Origin of the sequence: Streptomyces sp. NBC_00019, from assembly GCF_045041015.1 — a bacterium.
GTDB lineage: Bacteria > Actinomycetota > Actinomycetes > Streptomycetales > Streptomycetaceae > Streptomyces.
The window spans coordinates 1,367,691-1,382,971 of record NZ_CP108302.1; the positions used below are offsets into that span (position 1 = coordinate 1,367,691).

17 protein-coding genes and 1 riboswitch are annotated in these 15,281 nt (G+C 71.7%); of the genes, 9 read left to right on the top strand and 8 right to left on the bottom strand.

Features of this window, described 5'->3' with window-relative positions; genetic code table 11:
• Positions 1 to 31 precede the first annotated feature (31 nt).
• Positions 32 to 793 (bottom strand): CbtA family protein, encoded by a 762-nt coding sequence (locus OHU89_RS06710; RefSeq protein WP_405640828.1) that lies wholly within the window; start codon positions 791 to 793, stop codon positions 32 to 34.
• 24 nt (positions 794 to 817) lie between these two features.
• Positions 818 to 1,039, bottom strand: a complete 222-nt coding sequence (locus tag OHU89_RS06715) for a CbtB-domain containing protein (protein ID WP_266896598.1) — start codon at positions 1,037 to 1,039, stop codon at positions 818 to 820.
• A gap of 38 nt (positions 1,040 to 1,077) precedes the next feature.
• A riboswitch (cobalamin riboswitch) is annotated at positions 1,078 to 1,231 on the bottom strand.
• 95 nt (positions 1,232 to 1,326) lie between these two features.
• Between OHU89_RS06715 and OHU89_RS06720 the strand changes: the two genes are divergently transcribed.
• Positions 1,327 to 1,893 carry a histidine phosphatase family protein gene (locus OHU89_RS06720; protein ID WP_405640830.1) on the top strand — a complete coding sequence of 189 codons (567 nt, stop codon included), beginning with the start codon at positions 1,327 to 1,329 and terminating at the stop codon, positions 1,891 to 1,893.
• A 24-nt stretch (positions 1,894 to 1,917) separates the two neighbouring features.
• Here the strand turns inward: OHU89_RS06720 and OHU89_RS06725 are convergent, their stop codons facing one another.
• Complete coding sequence (locus OHU89_RS06725; RefSeq protein WP_405640832.1) at positions 1,918 to 2,292, bottom strand: ferredoxin; 375 nt, start codon at positions 2,290 to 2,292, stop codon at positions 1,918 to 1,920.
• A 106-nt stretch (positions 2,293 to 2,398) separates the two neighbouring features.
• Here OHU89_RS06725 and OHU89_RS06730 point away from each other — a divergent pair, with 106 nt between their 5' ends.
• The 4 genes from OHU89_RS06730 (at position 2,399) to OHU89_RS06745 (ending at position 4,917) form a co-directional block, all read left to right on the top strand.
• Entirely contained in the window at positions 2,399 to 2,764 is a 366-nt protein-coding gene (locus tag OHU89_RS06730) for a DUF6479 family protein (RefSeq protein ID WP_405640834.1), read from the top strand.
• Between the two features lie 110 nt (positions 2,765 to 2,874).
• Positions 2,875 to 3,867, top strand: a complete 993-nt coding sequence (dhaK, locus tag OHU89_RS06735) for a dihydroxyacetone kinase subunit DhaK (RefSeq protein WP_405640836.1) — start codon at positions 2,875 to 2,877, stop codon at positions 3,865 to 3,867.
• A gap of 47 nt (positions 3,868 to 3,914) precedes the next feature.
• Entirely contained in the window at positions 3,915 to 4,514 is a 600-nt protein-coding gene (gene dhaL / locus OHU89_RS06740; RefSeq protein WP_405640838.1) for a dihydroxyacetone kinase subunit DhaL, read from the top strand.
• Entirely contained in the window at positions 4,507 to 4,917 is a 411-nt protein-coding gene (locus tag OHU89_RS06745) for a PTS-dependent dihydroxyacetone kinase phosphotransferase subunit DhaM (protein WP_267017611.1), read from the top strand. The genes dhaL and OHU89_RS06745 overlap by 8 nt, the downstream gene beginning before the upstream one ends.
• A 2-nt stretch (positions 4,918 to 4,919) precedes the next feature.
• Here OHU89_RS06745 and OHU89_RS06750 read toward each other — a convergent pair whose 3' ends face one another.
• Positions 4,920 to 5,621 carry a glycoside hydrolase family 75 protein gene (locus tag OHU89_RS06750; RefSeq protein ID WP_405640840.1) on the bottom strand — a complete coding sequence of 234 codons (702 nt, stop codon included), beginning with the start codon at positions 5,619 to 5,621 and terminating at the stop codon, positions 4,920 to 4,922.
• 379 nt (positions 5,622 to 6,000) lie between these two features.
• On the opposite strand from OHU89_RS06750, the gene OHU89_RS06755 reads away from it, so the two are divergent.
• Together OHU89_RS06755 and OHU89_RS06760 are read left to right on the top strand one after the other, a co-directional pair.
• Complete coding sequence (locus OHU89_RS06755) at positions 6,001 to 6,978, top strand: fibronectin type III domain-containing protein (RefSeq protein ID WP_405640842.1); 978 nt, start codon at positions 6,001 to 6,003, stop codon at positions 6,976 to 6,978.
• A 166-nt stretch (positions 6,979 to 7,144) separates the two neighbouring features.
• Entirely contained in the window at positions 7,145 to 7,669 is a 525-nt protein-coding gene (locus tag OHU89_RS06760) for a hypothetical protein (protein WP_266896584.1), read from the top strand.
• Here the strand turns inward: OHU89_RS06760 and OHU89_RS06765 are convergent.
• Complete coding sequence (locus OHU89_RS06765) at positions 7,657 to 8,205, bottom strand: PadR family transcriptional regulator (protein WP_405640844.1); 549 nt, start codon at positions 8,203 to 8,205, stop codon at positions 7,657 to 7,659. The genes OHU89_RS06760 and OHU89_RS06765 overlap by 13 nt on opposite strands.
• A gap of 23 nt (positions 8,206 to 8,228) precedes the next feature.
• Positions 8,229 to 10,244, bottom strand: coding sequence for an FAD-dependent oxidoreductase (locus tag OHU89_RS06770; RefSeq protein ID WP_405640846.1), 2,016 nt, complete (start codon positions 10,242 to 10,244; stop codon positions 8,229 to 8,231).
• Between the two features lie 117 nt (positions 10,245 to 10,361).
• Here OHU89_RS06770 and OHU89_RS06775 point away from each other — a divergent pair, with 117 nt between their 5' ends.
• The gene (locus tag OHU89_RS06775; protein ID WP_405640847.1) at positions 10,362 to 11,543 is read left to right on the top strand and encodes a M20 family metallopeptidase; all 1,182 of its coding nucleotides are present in this window, start codon (positions 10,362 to 10,364) and stop codon (positions 11,541 to 11,543) included.
• Positions 11,544 to 11,554: 11 nt separating this feature from the next.
• Here the strand turns inward: OHU89_RS06775 and OHU89_RS06780 are convergent, their stop codons facing one another.
• Together OHU89_RS06780 and OHU89_RS06785 are read right to left on the bottom strand one after the other, a co-directional pair.
• Positions 11,555 to 11,917, bottom strand: a complete 363-nt coding sequence (locus OHU89_RS06780; RefSeq protein WP_266896576.1) for a hypothetical protein — start codon at positions 11,915 to 11,917, stop codon at positions 11,555 to 11,557.
• Positions 11,918 to 12,022: 105 nt separating this feature from the next.
• A complete protein-coding gene (locus tag OHU89_RS06785) occupies positions 12,023 to 12,892 on the bottom strand; it encodes a hypothetical protein (protein ID WP_405640849.1) in 870 nt (289 codons plus the stop codon).
• Between the two features lie 241 nt (positions 12,893 to 13,133).
• Here OHU89_RS06785 and OHU89_RS06790 point away from each other — a divergent pair, with 241 nt between their 5' ends.
• Complete coding sequence (locus OHU89_RS06790) at positions 13,134 to 15,212, top strand: SpoIIE family protein phosphatase (protein ID WP_405640851.1); 2,079 nt, start codon at positions 13,134 to 13,136, stop codon at positions 15,210 to 15,212.
• The last annotated feature ends 69 nt before the right edge of the window (positions 15,213 to 15,281 follow it).

The following is a 15,281-nucleotide window of genomic DNA, read 5'->3' on the forward strand; positions in this document are numbered from 1 at the left end:
CTTTTCGTCGGTGCGGTGGCGCCTGAACCGCTCAGTGGGCCAGGGGAGTCGGCCGCGCGGCGGCGGCCTTCTCCGTAGCCGTCCTGGGCGCCAGCAGCCGCTCCGCCAGCAGCCCGAAGACCAGCCCGAAGGAGGTCCACAGGGTCACCTGGACGGCGAGGGCGGCGAGCCGGTACTGCCACAGGAGGCCCGCCGGGAAGTGCTCCGGGACCTCGTTGAACGACGGCAGGAAGGCATACGCCAGACCGACCGCGAGGATGAAGAACGCGCCCGCCGCGAGGGTGGCGTTCCAGTTGCCCAGGCGCGGCGCGAGGCGCTTGCCCAGGATGACCGTACCGATCGCCAGCAGCACGCTGAGCACGATCATCAGGAAGAACAGCGCGGTGCGCTGGTTGAGGGTGTCGGGGTCGCCCACGGCCGGCGGGTTGGCCGGGTACTTCAGGAACGGGACGACGTAGACGCAGACCAGTCCGGCCGCAGCCAGGAGCAGCGCGCTCGCGCGCGGCCCGAAGCGACCGATCCGGCCCAGCGCGAAGCAGTACGCGAGCGCCGCGATGCCGCCGAAGGCGACCCCGTAGACGAGGACGCCGGTGGACAGGCCCGCGGTGGACTGCAGGGTGCGGCTGACGAGTTCCTCGCCGCCGTGCTCGTGGGCGTGGGCCTCCTCGAAGGCGATGGCCTGGTCGACGCGCGGTTCACCCAGGAAGTACGCGACGACGAGAGCGGCCAGGCCCGCGGCGAGGCCCGCGATCATGCCGCGGACCAGCAGGTTTCTGACAGTTGCGGAGTTCATGCGCAGGGGGCTTCCTCGTCGCTGTCAGTGGCAGGGGAAGCCGAGCAGGTGGCGGGCGTCGTGCACCCACTCATGGACCCCCTCACCGGAGATGAGGGAGGTGGCGCCCTGTTCGGCGCCGACGAAGTAGAGCAGGACCAGCATCAGCACGCCGAAGAAGACCGCCCAGGGGGCGATGGCGCCGATCGGCAGTTTTGCGGGTACCGCGGTGGAACCGGTGGTCGGCGGGGCGACGGACTGCGCCATGGCAGGTACCTCCTGGGGGAACTCGCGTCCCATGTCAGTGGTGCACAGGACGACGGGGCGGGTCTGACTCACCCGGCCCGCACCCGAAGGGCGTTCCCGGCATACAGTGGCGCGACCGTGCCGGAATCCCACCGGCTTCCACCGAACCGTCGTCGATATCGACGAGAAGGTACCGCGTGGGAGAGGTGCGGCCAAGAGCGCACGGGAGCACCCCGAGCGCCCGCCCAGGGCCGTTCGGCCCGTCAAGTACCGATCTTGGAGGGGCTGTTGAGCGGGGGAACGGGCGTATGACGAGCCGAGTGACGTTGATCTCACCGGCGATCACCAAGGCGCTCCGGGAAGCCAGATTCGATGACGGCTGCGCTCTCGACGCGTCCGGCCGCCGCCTCGCCCAGGCCGCCGCGGGCTCGCTCCCGGGGGCGGAACGGGTCGCCTGCTCCCCCACCGTGCGCTGCCGCGAGACGGCCGCCGCGCTCGGACTCGACGCCACGGACGCCGTGTTGCTGGCGGCTCTGGACGCCGGACGGTGGCGCGGCTCGACGTTGGCCGAGGTGAGCGCCGAGGAGCCGGAAGCTCTGGCGCGTTGGCTGTCCGACCCCGAGGCCGCGCCGCACGGCGGCGAATCGGTGCGCGCGGTGTGCGAAAGGGTCGGCTCGTGGCTGGACACGACGGCCCGACAGGAGGGGCGCACCGTCGCCGTGGCCGAGCCCGAGATCGTGCGCGCGGCGGTCGTCCGGGCGCTCGGCGCACCGGAGTCGGCGTTCTGGCGTACGGATGTCCCGCCGCTGACGGCGGTCGAGCTCAGCGGCAGGGCAGGGCGCTGGAACGTACGCCTGGGACACACCCTCGGCTGAGGCTGAGGCCGCGGCTGAACCTGGTCAGTGCAGTGTGACCATGAAGTCCGTGCAGGCCTGTGCGCACGTCCGGCAGGCCTTCGCGCCCTCTTCGCCGCCCGGCAGTCCTTCGAAGGCGTGCGCGGTCTCCAGGCACACGGTCCGGCACCACTCCAGTTGGACGCGGATGCCGTTCTCGTCCAAACGGTTCTGCTCGGACAGCAGCCGGCAGGTCGCGTCGCAGACCTCCGCGCACATGATGCCCTTGCGTCGTACGAGTTCCTGTTGCTCGGTCCCGTCCGGATCCACGAGGCTCGCCCGCAGCGCGCACGCCCGGGCGCACTCGGTGCACGCCTGCGCACACGCGAAGCGGTCCTCCAGGAATCGGAAGAGCTCCTGCTGCGTCGTCGTCGTTGTCACACCGCGCGGGTAGCCGCGGTGGATCGTGTCAAACCCGGTGTTCCCCAGGGGTCCGGCCGATTTTTCCGTTTTGGTTCATGCGGGACGCCAGGGGTACTCGCGTGCCATGACTACTGCATGGATGGACGTGGCCGCGGGCCGCGGCGCCCTCGGCGTCGGGCTGATCGTGGCGGGTGTCGTGGTCGTGACGTTGCTGATCGGTGCCTTCTGGCTGGGTGCCCGCCTACGGCGCCGCGAGCTCCCCCCGCCGACCCCCGAGGAGCAGCCACGGCTGCCGGAGGGCGGCCCCGTCCGCGAGGTCGTGGAGAACCGGGAACCCGACGAGGTGCCCCGAAGCGATCGCCGGATGACCCCGCACCAGTCGCCCGCGTTCGGCAATTCCCCCACCCGGACCGGCCCGGAGAAGGAACGGGCCCAGTGGAGCGAGGGCAGCGGCGGTTCCTTCGGCAGCGGCGGACCCGGCGGCCGCTGACCCCCGTACCGCACGCCGTACGACGCACCCGGGACCAGCCGCCCCCGTGACCCGCGCCTTCTGAACACCGATACTGCCAGGAGCAGCCTTTCGGTCACCAGGAGGTCCTCATGAAGATGTTGATCAACGTCCCGGAGAGCGTCGTCGCGGACGCCCTGCGAGGCCTGGCGGCCGCCCATCCAGAGCTCACCGTCGATGTCGAGAACCGCGTGATCGTACGGCGGGACGCCCCGGTGGCCGGCAAGGTCGGGCTGATCTCCGGCGGCGGCTCCGGGCACGAGCCGCTGCACGGTGGTTTCGTGGGCCCCGGCATGCTGTCGGCGGCGTGCCCCGGTGAGGTGTTCACGTCCCCGGTCCCGGACCAGATGGTGCGGGCGGCCGCCGCCGTGGACAGCGGGGCCGGCGTGCTGTTCATCGTGAAGAACTACACGGGTGACGTCCTCAACTTCGACATGGCCGCCGAACTCGCCGAGGACGAGGGCATCCAGGTCGCCAAGGTGCTGGTCAACGACGACGTGGCGGTCACCGACAGCCTGTACACGGCCGGCCGGCGCGGCACGGGCGCCACGCTGTTCGTGGAGAAGATCGCGGGCGCCGCGGCGGAGGAGGGCCAGCCGCTGGAGCGGGTGGAGTCGATCGCCCGTCAGGTCAACGAGAACTCCCGCAGCTTCGGCGTCGCGCTGAGCGCGTGCACCACGTACGCCAAGGGCAGCCCCACCTTCGACCTGCCCGACGGGGAGCTGGAGCTGGGCATCGGCATCCACGGCGAACCGGGCCGGGAGCGGCGGTCGATGATGACCTCGGGCGAGATCGCCGACTTCGCGGTGAACGCGATCCTGGAGGACATGAACCCGCGCAACCCCGTCCTGCTGCTGGTCAACGGCATGGGCGCGACCCCGCTGCTGGAGCTGTACGGGTTCAACGCCGAGGTGATGCGCGTGCTCACCGCCCGGGGCGTGGCCGTGGCCCGCACGCTGGTCGGCAACTACGTAACCTCCCTCGACATGGCGGGCGCCTCGGTCAGCCTGTGCCAGATCGACGAGGAACTGCTGCGACTGTGGGACGAGCCGGTGAGGACCGCGGGGCTGCGCTGGGGCATGTGAGCCCACGGCAACGGGCAGTCAACGTACCTACCACGCAAGGAGATCCAGTGCTCGACGCCGACTTCTTCCGCCGGTGGATGACAGCGACCGCCGCGTCCGTCGAACGTGAGGCGGAATGGCTGACGGACCTCGACTCGCCCATCGGGGACGCCGACCACGGCAGCAATCTGCTGCGGGGGTTCCGCGCCGTGACGGCGGTGCTGGAGAAGGAGACGCCGGATACGCCGGGTGCGGTGCTGACGCTCGCCGGACGGCAGCTCATCTCCACGGTCGGCGGGGCGTCCGGGCCGCTGTACGGCACGCTGCTGCGGCGGACCGGCAAGGCGCTCGGGGAGGACGCGGAGGTGAGTGCGGACCGGTTCGCCGAGGCGCTGCGGGCCGGGGTGGACGCGGTGATGGCGCTGGGGGGTGCCGCGCCCGGCGACAAGACCATGATCGACGCGTTGGTGCCGGCCGTGGACGCGCTCGGCGACGGCTTCGTCGCGGCACGGGCCGCCGCCGAGGAGGGCGCGCTGGCGACGACGCCGTTGCAGGCCCGCAAGGGGCGGGCGAGCTATCTCGGTGAGCGCAGCATCGGGCACCAGGATCCCGGGGCCACCTCGGCCTCTCTGCTGATCGCCGGGCTCGTGGAGGCCGACGGTGAGTGACGGCAAGCTCGTCGGGATCGTGCTGGTCTCGCACAGCGCGGACGTCGCCGCGTCGGTGGCGGAGCTCGCCAAGGGGCTGGCGGGCCGTGGTGTCGCGGTACCCGTCGCCCCGGCCGGCGGCACCGAGGGCGGCGAGCTGGGCACGAGCTCGGAGCTCATCGCCGCGGCCGCCGCCTCGGTGGACCGCGGTGCCGGGGTCGCTGTCCTGACCGATCTCGGCAGCGCGGTGCTCACCGTGAAGGCGCTGCTCGCCGAGGGCGACGAACTCCCGGACAACACCCGCCTGGTGGACGCTCCGTTCGTGGAGGGCGCGGTGGCGGCGGTGGTCACCGCGGCGACGGGCGCCGACCTGGCGGCGGTGGAGGCGGCGGCCGCGGAGGCGTACACCTACCGCAAGACCTGAGGTCAGCTGCCGCGCACGAAGAGGCGCGCCAGCCGCTCCCCCGTCGCGATGGCGGCGGCATGGTCCTCGATGGGTTTCACCTGCGAGTCCTTGAAGACGATGTAGGTGACCCCGGAGGCCGTGCCGCCGGCGCGCGGGTCGGGATCGATGCCGAGCGCCTCGGCGCTGGCGTAGGAGGCCTCGCCGATGATGTCGCGCGGACCCACGTCGCCGACCACCGCGTACTGCACCCGGTCCCGGTGGATGACGGCGGCGACCGAGCCGCCGCGGACGCCGCTCGCGCGGTAGTCCCAGAGGGTGCTCGGGGTGGGCACGACGATGTACGGGAGGCGTTCGGCGTTCAGCTGGCGGCCGTTGGACTGCTGGTAGGCGGTGGCGTCGGTGAAGGACGGGTCGGTACCGCGGTTGCAGCGCAGGCCCGGCTGTCCGTCGCAGTCGATGTCCATGTCCGCCTTCCAGAAGACGGCCTCCCGGGTGCCGCAGACGGGGATGGTGGCGGGCCGGCCGTCGTCGCTGCGGTAACGGCCGCGGGAGACCTGGGTGCAGTCACGCACCTTGGCCAGCAGGTCGGCGGCACGGACGTCGCCCTCGTGCCGAGCGGCCACCGGCTCCTGCCGGGCCGTCGGCTCGACAGGGGACGACATCGTCGGAGCGGCGAGCAGGGCGGCGCCTGCCGCGGCCAGCGTCAGTGACTGGACACGCACGATGAGGGACCCTCTCCTGGGGGACATTGACGGACACTCAGCCAAATCTGCTGCCGTTCCGATCGAGCGGCCACCGATAGGGGGCCGGACGGTGCACACCGATGGTCGGTGGCACATGCCCCCGAACTGCCGACAGGGGCCGGGCGCCTGAGCCCACGTCGGCTCCGGCCGCCCGGCCGCCCGCGTCCGGCACGGGAACAGCGACGACAGCGGCCCGCGCCAACGGCACGAACTCCCGATCCCTCAAGGGGAGTTCGACCGTGAGGAGCTTCAGCATACGTAACCGTTCCGTCCGGTCACCCACGACGGCCCTCTTGATGTTCTCCCACCGACGGCGCCATATTGGTCCGGACCAATACCGTCCCGGGGAGGCCGTCCCATGCGCCGTGCCCTCGCCCTCCGCGGAACGCTCTGCGGAGCGCTCACGCTCCTCGCCTCCTGCGCCTGGAGCGGTGACGGCGAGACCCGCCGGCTCCCCGCGGCACCCGTGGGCATCACCGCCGCGGCCGGCAGCGCGACCAGCGTGCACGTCATGTGGAACGCGGCCGACGGGGACGTCAAGGCCTACGAGGTGTATCGCGGCACCACGAAGGTGAAGGAGGTACCGGGTGCCGAGCACATGGTGGACGTCACCAGGCTCAGGCCGTCCACCACATACGTCTTCACCGTGCGGGCTCGGGACACCGACGGGCAGGTGGGCCCGAGCAGCCGGGAGGTCCGCGCCACCACCCCGGCGGCCGTGACGGCGGACGGTTCGGCGCCGACGGCACCCGGGAGGCCGCGGGGCCGGGTGATCGGCAGCCGGGCCGTACAGCTGTCCTGGTCCGCGTCCTCGGACGACCGGGGTGTGCTGTCGTACGACATCCAGCAGGGCGCCACGAAGATCCACAGTGTGGGCGGAAACCAGACGGCGACGGTGCTGACGGGGCTGCGGCCGGGCACCCGCTACGTCTTCACCGTGCGCGCCCGGGACGCGGCCGACAACGTCTCCCCGGCGAGCGACACCGTCCGCCTCACCACCGCGCCGGGCACCGACGAGGGCCGCGGCACGGCACCCACCGACTTCCGCGCGACGACGCGTCTCGCCGACGACGGGGCGTACTACCTCGACCTCTCCTGGGTCCCGCCTCTCGCGGACGGGGTGGTCACGGAGTACCAGGTCCATCTGGACGGCCGTCCGGCCACCTCGCTGGTGTTCGGCGGGAACCCGCCGAGCGGCCGGGCGACGTACGACTTCTATGTGGGCCGGGAGGCCGGGGTCACCCATCGGGTGCGGATCCGGGCCAGGCTGCCCGACGGGACCTGGGGCGGATTCTCGGCGGAGCGGACGGTGAAGACCGGCGCCGGGGAGCCGTGACGGCACCTCATGTCTGGGCCGTACGAAGGAATCCGTCACCTGCCCGGAGGCGGTCCGGGTGCGCGCCGGGCCGCGGGCACATTGGCTGCCCCTGAGGCGCACGGGTGATTCCCGACCTCGGCGGCGCTACGGATGTACCGCCAACCGTGCCGCCGGAGGGCAGTCCATGCGTACTACTCAGCTTCTCCTCCGCTCCGGCCTGACCGCTGCCGCCGCCGTCGCGCTGGCCGCTGTACCGGCGGTCGCGGCTTCGGGGATTTCCGTCAGCACCACCGGATCCACGGTGTCCGTCACGACCAGTGCCTGCACCCAGGTGAACGGCAGCTGGGGCACCGCCTCGCTCCTGAACAGCAGCCAGGCGAACTTCGCCCAGGGCCGTCAGGTGACGCTGTCGGGGACGACTTCCCTGCAGTCCGCCGCCTGGTCGAACGTGAGCCCCGGTACCTACACCGTCATCGTCATGTGCTCGAACAACAGCACGGCGGGCACCCAGTCGGTCATCGTCTCGACGACGACCACCCCCACGATCTCCGCCACGGCCTCCCCGTCGCGCGGCGTCATGGGCGGCCTCGGCGGTGCCGCCAAGGACTACGGTCCGCTCACCCTGGGTGCCGGCGCCGCCCTCGTCGGGATCGGCGGTATCGCGGCGGCCTGGTTCCTGCGCCGTCGAGCCAAGCCCTACCGGCTCTGATCGGGCAGCTCGGCGAACTCCTCCAGCGCGTGGGTGAGCCACCGCGTCCAGAAGGTCTCCAGATCGATCCCCGCCCGCAGGATCAGGCGCTGCAACCGGTCCTGCGGGCTGTCCTTCCCGGGCGGGAAGTCCCGCTTCTCGATCTCCTCGTACTCGGCCAGCAGCTTGCCGTGCACCTCCAGATGGCGGCGCAGATCGGCCTCGATGCCCTCGGTGCCGACCACGGCTGCCGCCCGCAGCCGCAGAAACAGGCTGTCGCGGTACTGCTTGGGGTCCTGGGACGCGGCGGTCCAGCGGGCCAGTTCGTCCCGGCCCGCCGGCAGCACCTCGTACCGCTTCTTCTGCCCACGGGCCGGCTGCTCCGACGCAAGGGCCCGGATGTGGCCCTCCGCCTCGAGTTTTCCCAGCTCGCGATAGATCTGCTGATGCGTCGCCGACCAGAAGTAGCCGATCGACTTGTCGAAACGGCGGGTCAGCTCCAGCCCCGAGGACGGCCGTTCCAGCAGGGCGGTGAGGATCGCGTGCGGGAGTGACATGGAGTCATCCTAGGGACGGCCCCCTAGAGGGCGGCCGCGACCTCGGTGCCCTGCTTGATGGCCCGCTTGGCGTCCAGTTCGGCGGCCACGTCGGCACCGCCGATGAGGTGGGCGCTCACACCGGCGGCGACCAGTGCCTCGTACAACTCGCGGCGCGGCTCCTGTCCGGTGCACAGGACGATGGTGTCGACCTCCAGGACCGTGCTCTCCTCGCCGACGGTGACATGGAGTCCGGCGTCGTCGATCCGGTCGTAGCGCACGCCCGGGACCATGGTGACGCCGCGGTGCTTGAGTTCGGTGCGGTGGATCCAGCCGGTGGTCTTGCCGAGCCCCGCGCCGACCTTGGTGGTCTTGCGCTGGAGCAGATGCACGGCGCGCGGCGGGGCGGGGCGCTCGGGGGCGGCGAGTCCGCCGGGGCCGGTGTGGTCCATGTCGACGCCCCAGAGACGGAAGTACGTCGCCGGGTCCTCGTGCGCCTTGTCGCCGCCGTCGGTGAGGAACTCGGCGACGTCGAAGCCGATGCCGCCCGCGCCGAGGACGGCGACCCGCCGGCCGACGGGAACGCGGTCGCGCAGGACGTCGAGGTAGCCGACGACGCTCGGGTGGTCGACACCGGGGATGTCGGGGGTGCGCGGGGTGACGCCGGTGGCGACGACGACCTCGTCGAAGGCGGAGAGGTCCTCGGCGGCGACCCAGGTGTTCAGCCGTACCTCGACGTCGTGCCGGTCGAGCTGGTGGCGGAAGTAGCGGATGGTCTCGTCGAACTCCTGCTTGCCGGGGACCTGGCGGGCGACGTTGAGCTGGCCGCCGATCTCGCTCGCGGCGTCGAAGAGCGTCACGTCATGACCGCGCTCGGCCGCCGAGACGGCGCAGGCCAGTCCCGCGGGGCCCGCACCCACGACCGCGACCCGCTTGCGCAGCCGGGTCGGCGACAGCACCAGCTCGGTCTCGTGGCAGGCGCGCGGGTTGACCAGGCAGGAGGTGATCTGACCGCTGAAGGTGTGGTCGAGGCAGGCCTGGTTGCAGCCGATGCAGGTGTTGATGGCCTCGGGCCTGCCCGCCGCGGCCTTGGTGACGAAGTCGGGGTCGGCGAGCATCGGGCGGGCCATGGACACCATGTCCGCGTACCCGTCGGCGAGCAACTCCTCGGCGACTTCGGGGGTGTTGATGCGGTTGGTGGTGACGAGGGGGATGCCGACCTCGCCCATGAGCTTCTTGGTCACCCAGGTGTAGGCGCCGCGCGGCACCGACGTGGCGATGGTGGGGATACGGGCCTCGTGCCAGCCGATGCCGGTGTTGATGATGGTCGCGCCGGCCGCCTCGACGGCCTTGGCGAGCGTGACGACCTCGTCGTGGGTGGAGCCACCGGGGACGAGATCCAGCATGGACAGGCGATAGATGATGATGAAGTCCTCGCCGACGGCCTCGCGCACCCGCCGCACGATCTCGACGGGGAACCGCATGCGGTTCTCGTACGACCCGCCCCAGCGGTCGGTGCGGTGGTTGGTCTGCGTGGCGATGAACTCGTTGATGAGGTAACCCTCGGAGCCCATGATCTCGACGCCGTCGTAACCGGCCTGCCTGGCCAGAGTGGCGGCGCGGGCGTAGTCGTCGATGGTCTGCTCGACCTCGGCGTCGGTGAGCTCACGGGGCGGGAACCAGCTGATCGGCGCCTGGATCGGGCTCGGCGCGACGAGGCCCTCGTGGTAGGCGTACCGGCCGAAGTGCAGGATCTGCATCGCGATGCGGCCGCCCTCGCTGTGCACGGCCTCGGTGATCTCCCGGTGCTGCTCGGCCTCCGCCTCGGTGGTGAGCTTCGCGCCGCCGTCGTACGGCCGTCCCGCCTCGTTGGGCGCGATACCGCCGGTGACGATCAGGCCCACTCCCCCACGCGCGCGTGCCGCGTAGAACGCCGCCATCCGCTCGAAGCCGCGCTCGGCCTCCTCCAGGCCGACATGCATGGAGCCCATGAGGACCCGGTTGGGCAGCGTGGTGAAGCCCAGGTCCAGCGGGCTCAGCAGGTGCGGGTAACGGCTCATGGGGCCCTCCGTGCGCGGGTGTCGTGACTTCTGTTGTAGAGGACACCGGGCGCTTTTTGCAACTAGTTGCATAATCGAGGATGCGTGACACGGGACACCCTCGGGCACAGTGGCCCCATGACCGCGGAGATCGTCGAACTCGCCCAGCAGCTGATCCGCCGCCCGAGTCGCGGCGGAATCGACGACTACGCCCCTGTCCTGGGCGTTCTGGAGGACTGGCTGACCACGCGCGAGCTGCCGCATCGGCGCCTGTACGGCGAAGGGGGCGGCCTCACCGGCCTGCTGGTGGAGGTCTCGGGCGGCCTGCCCGGACCGTGGTGGGCGCTGGACGCCTGCGTGGACACCGCCCCCTACGGCGACGAGGGCGCCTGGTCGTTCCCGCCGGACTGCGGGGACGTCGTGGACGGCTGGTTGCGGGGGCGGGGAGCGGCCGACTCCAAGCTCGCGGCGGCGATGTTCTGCGACATCGCGGCAAAGCTGCACGGCCGTACGTTTCACGGCGGGCTCGCGGTCCTGCTGGACGTCGACGAGCACACCGGCGGCTTCGGCGGCGCCCGCGCCTATCTGGCCGATCCGGCGGCGGTGCGCCCGGCCGGGGTGATGATCGGCTACCCCGGACCGGCCGAGGTGGTGGTCGGCGGGCGGGGGTTCTGGCGGGCGACGATCGCGGTGCACGCGGAGTCGGGGCACTCGGGGGCGAGGCGTACGACGCCGGGTGCGGTGTCCCGTGCGGCGCGGCTCGTACGGCTCCTGGAGGAGAGCGAACTACCGGGCGCCCACGGGGAGTTCCCGTTGCCGCCGAAGCTGACGGTGACCTCGATCCGGGGCGGCGAGGGCTTCTCGGTGGTGCCGGACCGCTGCGAGGTGGGCGTGGACATCCGCACTACGCCCACCTTCGACGCCCGGGCGGCGGAGGCCCTGGTCCGCGCGGCAACGGCAGAGCTGGGCACACCGGCCACGGTCACTCCGGTGGCCTCCTGGCCACCCTTCCGTCTCGCCGAGGACGAGCAGCCCGCCGCCGCACTCCTGGACGCGGCCGCCCGTGCGGGGCTGACGGTCCGGGCGAAGACGGCAGGCCCGTCGAACATCGGCAACCTGCTGGCGGCGGAAGGCATCCCGGCCACGGCGGGCTTCGGCGTGCGGTACGAGGGTTTGCACAGCACGGACGAACGGGCGTGCCTGGCGGACCTGCGGACAGTTCACGCCGTGTACCGGGAGGCCGTACGGCACCTACTCGCGCCCCAAAGGGGCGCGGGGAACTGCGCGACCAGCCCCCACTGCTGCCCCGCAGACAACTGACAACCCCACACTCAGCGGCTCTCCAGACGAACATGCAGCTCGCGCTCCTGGTCCCCGGACGCCGACGACAGATCACGCACCGTGAACATGGAGTCCAGCGTGGTGCGCAACCGCTCGATCGCCCAGTAGCCACCCTGTGCGTCGGCCTCCACGGAGGACGACAGCCTCGCGGGCGGCGGACACTCGTGCGTGTCGGTGACCTCGAACGTCCCGAGCCACACCATGGGCCGCGTCTCGTGAAGCTGCTGCGGCACCTCGTCGGCACCCCGGTCGGACTCGAAGCACGTGGCCAGCGTGTCGAACACGATCCGGGCGTCCTCCTTGCTGCATCCGCTGATCTCGACGGAGACGGGCTCCTCATGCGATCGGTCCATCACGATGGCTCCTCTCGTGGCAGTGGCGCGGTAGCCACGGGTTCCCCGCGAACCGCGCCACATCCCCAGAAAAGCACCACTGTGCCGACGGGACCAGTGAAGACCTCAGCTCTTCGTGAACCGGTACGTTTTGCTGTCGGTCAGCACACAGAACCCGGGCGACACGACGATCACCCGCAGCGTCCCGTTCCGGCGGTCGTAGTCGATGCCCTCCGCCTCGAACGCCCCCGAGCAGCCGCTGCGCAACGGGAGCTGCCGCAGGGCCGTCACATGCCCGGTGACGTTCGACGTGCCGTTCGGCGCGGCGGAGAGGTCGATCTGGAGCAGCGGCTTGGTGATCCCGAAGAGGGTGCCCGCCGGGTCGTCGGAGGAGCACAGCAACCGGGTCGCGGTGACGAAGTCGCAGCCCTGTACGTCCCGTACGGCGTGGTCGAGATCGACGGTGGCCGCCTGCGGGAGATTCGCGGAGGGCGAGGTGCTCGTGTTGACGCCGGGGGTCGGGAAGACCAGCAGCCGGCTCATGGTGCCGTACTCACCCGCGAGCATCCACTGGCCGGCGGGGGCGATGGCGACCCAGGAGTTGTTCAGCGCCTCCCCGCTGCCGAGCGTGTGGACGTACTCCGACCAGGCACCGCCCGGCGCCTGCACCCGGAACATCTTCGCGGTGCCCGAGTCGGCCTGGTACGGCTCGATGTAGTAGCCGTCGTACGAGGCGTCCGGGTCGCCGACGTGGTTCCAGCCGCGGCTGGACACGGAGGCGGGGATGGTTCCGATCCCGGTGTAGCGGTTGGCGCTGCCGGCCGGGACCTCGACCGAGGTCAGGCCCTGGCTCTCGGTGAGGGGGTCGGCGCGGTCCGAGCCGACCTCGGTCCAGGTGTCGGCGGCCGACGCGGGCGGGGTGGCGGAGAGGACGGCGGCGAGGGCGACGAGTCCGGTGAGGACGGCGTGACAACGTTGCCGGGCGCACAGGGCCATGGCGGGCGACTCCTCTGTGGGGGTGGGCGTGCTCGGCGGACAGTCTGGCGGGGCTTCGTGGTCATGTACAGACCAAAGGGGGGAGGCGCCGTACTGCTAACGTCGCCGGACGCTCTGCGGTGTGTTGAGGGATGGTGGAAGAGGGCGCCAGAGGCGCTCCGGCGACGGTTGAGCGCGGTACAACAGGGGAGTCGGCACGGGGGACGACGTGCCGTGTGGACGGTCGAAGGCGGTGCGTGCGATGAGTGCAACCGGGTCTCCGGTCGCCGAGGGCGACGGGCCGGTGCGCGGGGCGGTAGGGCCCAGCGGGCTGCTCGACGTGCTCGGTGTGGCCTCGGTGGTCCTGGACGCCGAGGGGAAGATCGTGCTGTGGAGTCCGCAGGCCGAGGAGCTGTTCGGCTACTCGGCACGCGAGGCGCTGGGGCAGTTCGCCGCCCGGATCATGGTCCATGAGCAGTACCTCGACCTGGTCGTCAAGCTGTTCGCCGACGTCATGGTCACAGGTGAGGGCTGGGCCGGTGCCTTCCCGATCCGGCGCAAGGACGGCAGCACGCGGCTGGTGGAGTTCCGCAACATGCGGCTCCTCGACGACCGCGGGGACGTGTACGCGCTGGGGCTCGCGGCCGACCAGAACACCGTGCGCGGTCTGGAACGGGACGTGGCGCTGTCGACGCGGATGATCTCCCAGTCCCCCATCGGGCTCGCCGTCCTGGACACCGATCTGCGGTACGTCTCGGTCAACCCGGCACTCGAACGGCTCAACGGCGTCCCGGCCGAGGAGCACATCGGCCGGACCATGGGCGAGGTCCTGCCGCAGATCGACGTCGACGGCATCGAGGCCGCGGCACGCGGGGTCCTGGAGACCGGTCGCCCGCTCGTCGACCAGCACACCCTGGGCCGCACCCCGGCCGACCCGGACGAGGACCATGCCTGGTCGATCTCGCTCTACCGGCTGGAGGACGCGGTCGGCACCGTGCTGGGCGTCGCCTCCTCGGTCGTGGACATCACCGAGCAGCATCGGGCGGCCGAAGCGGCGGAGGCGGCCCGGCGGCGCCTCGCCGTCATCGCGGACGCCTCCGCCCGGATCGGCACCACCCTGGAGCTGGACCGCACGGCCCGTGAGCTGGCCGACGTCGCCGTGCCGGAGCTCGCCGACATCGCCGCCGTGGATCTGCTGGACGCGGTGGGGGAGGGCAGACGCAGCATCCTCGGCCCCACCGAGGATGCCGTGATCCGTGCCCTCGCCGTCCAGGCGGACCACCCCTCGGAGGCCCTCAGTGCCGCCGACCCGCCCGGACAGGTCGCCCGGTACGGCGCCGACCGTCTCGTCACCGAGTGCGTGCGCACGGGCCGGCCGGTCATGGTGGCCGAGGTCCAGGAGGCCGACCTGCCCCGCATCGCCCGCTCCCCCGAGGCGGCGGAACAGCTGGCCCGCGCGGGCGTCCACTCGTATCTGGCCGTGCCGCTGATCGCGCGCGGCGAGGTGCTCGGCGCCCTCGACCTCAAACGCACCCGCAACCCGCTGCCGTTCAGCGAGGACGACCTGCTGCTGGCCCGGGAGCTGGCGGCCCGCGCGGCCGTGCAGATCGACAACGCCCGCTGGTACCAGAACGCCCGCGACACCGCCCTGACCCTGCAGCGCAGTCTGCTGCCCAGCCATCCGTCGGTGACGGGCGGCCTGGAGGTCGCCTCCCGCTACCAGCCCGCGGGAGCGACCGCCGAGGTCGGGGGCGACTGGTTCGACGTGATCCCCCTCGACGGCTGCAAGACAGCGCTGGTCGTGGGCGACGTGATGGGCAGCGGCATCAACGCCGCCGCGACCATGGGCCGGCTGCGCACCGCGACGAACACCCTGGCCTCCCTGGACCTGGAACCGGCCCGGCTCCTGGAGCACCTCGACCGGATCACCCAGGACCTCAAGGACTCCATCGCCACCTGCGTCTACGCCATCCACGACCCGCATCTGCGCCAGTGCCGGATCGCCAACGCCGGGCATCTGCCGCCCGTCCGCCTCCGCGCGGGACGCAAGCCGGAACTCCTCGACCTGCCCACCGGGGCGCCGCTGGGCGTGGGCGGGGTCGCCTTCTCCACCACGACCGTCGACCTGGAACCCGGTGACCGGCTGGTGTTCTACACGGACGGTCTCGTCGAGACCCGCCAACACCCCCTCGACGAACGCCTGGACGCGCTCCTGGACCTCCTCGACGGCCCCGACCGCCCGCTGGAGGAGGTGTGCGACCTCCTGCTGCGCACGCTGCACCAGCCGGACAACTCCGACGACGTGGCGCTGCTCATCGCCCGCGCCCAGACGCCGAGTTGACCTTCCCGATTCACAGGAACTCGTTACCCGCTTCTTATCGGCCGCCCCTCACAATCTCAGCAAGGCGTG